General features: G+C 60.8%; 2 protein-coding genes. One reads left to right on the top strand and one right to left on the bottom strand.

Annotated elements, in window-relative coordinates:
- Positions 1-844, bottom strand: an 844-nt coding sequence (locus tag KGB25_RS30345) for a PLP-dependent cysteine synthase family protein (protein WP_223438007.1), incomplete at its 3' end; no start/stop codon positions are given.
- 235 nt (positions 845-1,079) lie between these two features.
- On the opposite strand from KGB25_RS30345, the gene nhaA reads away from it, so the two are divergent.
- Positions 1,080-2,261, top strand: a complete 1,182-nt coding sequence (gene nhaA, locus KGB25_RS30340) for a Na+/H+ antiporter NhaA (protein WP_008034612.1) — start codon at positions 1,080-1,082, stop codon at positions 2,259-2,261.
- Positions 2,262-2,372 lie beyond the last annotated feature (111 nt).

The following is a 2,372-nucleotide window of genomic DNA, read 5'->3' as shown; positions in this document are numbered from 1 at the left end:
GTCCCAAACGCTGCGCCAGGTAATGCATGGCCGCCAGTGACAGGTCGTCCGGCACCTTGACCATCGCATCAATCACCTTTGGCAGAAACGACGCCTCGACCCGTGGCCGACCGATGCCTTCGATCCGCGAACCGTGATCCAGGCGAAGGCTGGCATCGCCAGTCAGGTAGTAATCGAAAAACACCGAGCGCTCGGCATCGGCGCACAGCACGCGAGTGCAATGCTGGCGATAACGCACGTATCGCCCGAGGGTCGCCGTGGTGCCGCCGGTGCCTGGGCTGGAAATCAGCCAGCTCGGCTCCGGGTGCTGTTCAAAACGCATCTGATGGAAGATCGATTCGGCGATGTTGTTGTTCGCCCGCCAGTCGGTGGCGCGTTCGGCGTAGGTGAACTGATCAATAAAGTGCCCGTCGTGCTCGCGCGCCAGGCGCTCGGATTCGGCATAGATCTGCGTCGGATCATCCACCAAATGGCTCTTGCCACCGTAGAACTCGATCTGCGCGATCTTCTCTTTGGAGGTGGTGGCCGGCATCACGGCAATAAACGGCAGGCCGAGCAAACGGGCGAAGTACGCCTCGGAAATCGCCGTCGAACCGCTGGATGCTTCGATCACTGGTGCGCCGGGTTTAAGCCAGCCGTTACACAGCGCGTAGAGGAACAACGAACGCGCCAGGCGATGTTTCAGGCTGCCGGTGGGATGGCTCGACTCATCCTTGAAATACAACTCGATGCCCGGCAACCCCGGCAGCGGCAAGGGGATCAGGTGGGTGTCGGCGCTGCGCTGGAAGTCCGCTTCGATGATCCGGATCGCTTCCCGGGCCCACTGTCGGTTGTCGCTCATGATGGTTTTCTCGTTGAGTCGGCCTTGGCACAAGGCTCAGCCCACAAGCTTAGGAAAAATCCGACATCGCGCACAGATACAGCTGAGGTTCAATACGTCCGGCAACTGCTAGGCTCAGGTCCGTGTCGCCTTTCGTGCTGTAATGGCATATAACAAAAAAGAATATAACTTTTGTTTTAACAACTAACGGTACGGGTTAGGGTGTGCCACCTTTTTGATTATTCGATGGAGAGCGACCTTGCCTCTGCGTAGCACTTTCACGCGTTTCTTTCAGTTGGAAGCTGCCAGCGGTCTGTTGTTGATCGCCGCAGCAGCCCTGGCTTTGATCATCAACAACTCCCCGTTGTCGTGGCTCTACAGCAGCTTTCTGGACACCCCGGTGGTGGCTCAGGTCGGCGCGCTGCAAATCGCCAAACCGGCACTGCTGTGGATCAACGACGGCCTGATGGCCCTGTTCTTCCTGCTGATCGGCCTGGAAGTAAAGCGCGAAGTCCTCGACGGTCAGCTGTCGAAACCTTCACAGGTGGTCCTGCCCGGCGCTGCGGCGATTGGCGGCATGGTCGTGCCGGCGTTGGTCTACTGGTTCTTCAACCGTGACAACCCCGCTGCGCTCGGTGGCTGGGCCATTCCGATGGCCACCGACATCGCCTTCGCCCTCGGCGTCCTCGCCCTGCTGGGCAAGCGTGTGCCGGTGTCGCTGAAACTGTTCCTGATGACCCTGGCGATCATCGACGACCTCGGCGCGATCATCGTCATTGCAATCTTCTATTCCGGCGCGCTGTCGACCCTGTCCCTGGCGTTGGCCGCGGCCTGCATCGTCGCGCTGATCGCGATGAACCGGCTCGGCGTGGTCAAGCTCGGGCCGTACATGATCATCGGTTTGATCCTGTGGGTGTGCGTACTCAAAAGCGGTGTCCACGCCACGCTGGCCGGCGTAACCCTGGCCTTCTGCATCCCGTTGCGCACCAAAAACGCCGAGCCGTCGCCGCTGCTGACGCTGGAACACGCCCTGCACCCGTGGGTGGCCTACGGCATCCTGCCGCTGTTCGCCTTCGCCAACGCCGGCCTGTCCCTGAGCGGCGTGACCGTCGAAAGCTTCACCCATCACGTGCCGATGGGCATCGCAATCGGCCTGCTGCTGGGCAAGACGCTTGGCGTGTTCGGCCTGACCTGGCTCGCGGTAAAAACCGGCATCGCCGCCCTGCCCCAAGGCGCCAATTGGGGCCAGGTGCTGGGGGTTGCGATCCTCTGCGGGATTGGTTTCACCATGAGCTTGTTTGTCGGTTCCCTGGCGTTTGAACCGGGCGTCAGTGAGTACGCCGGGATGGACCGGATGGGGATTTTGACCGGGTCGATATTGGCAGCGTTGATTGGATATGCGGTGACGGCGGCGGCGAGTCGCAAGCAAGGCGAGCGCTAATCCTGAATGGTTGTGGTGGCATCGCTCGCACATTAACCCTGTAGAAGCCAGCTTGCTGGCGATGGCGGGGGCGGTGGCGGTGGCGGTGGGTCAATCAACCTGTTTATTGAC

This window comes from Pseudomonas sp. BF-RE-21 (genome assembly GCF_019947305.1).
Lineage (GTDB): Bacteria > Pseudomonadota > Gammaproteobacteria > Pseudomonadales > Pseudomonadaceae > Aquipseudomonas > Aquipseudomonas migulae.
Note: the sequence above shows the minus strand (reverse complement) of the source record. Positions and strands in the feature narration are given on the sequence as shown.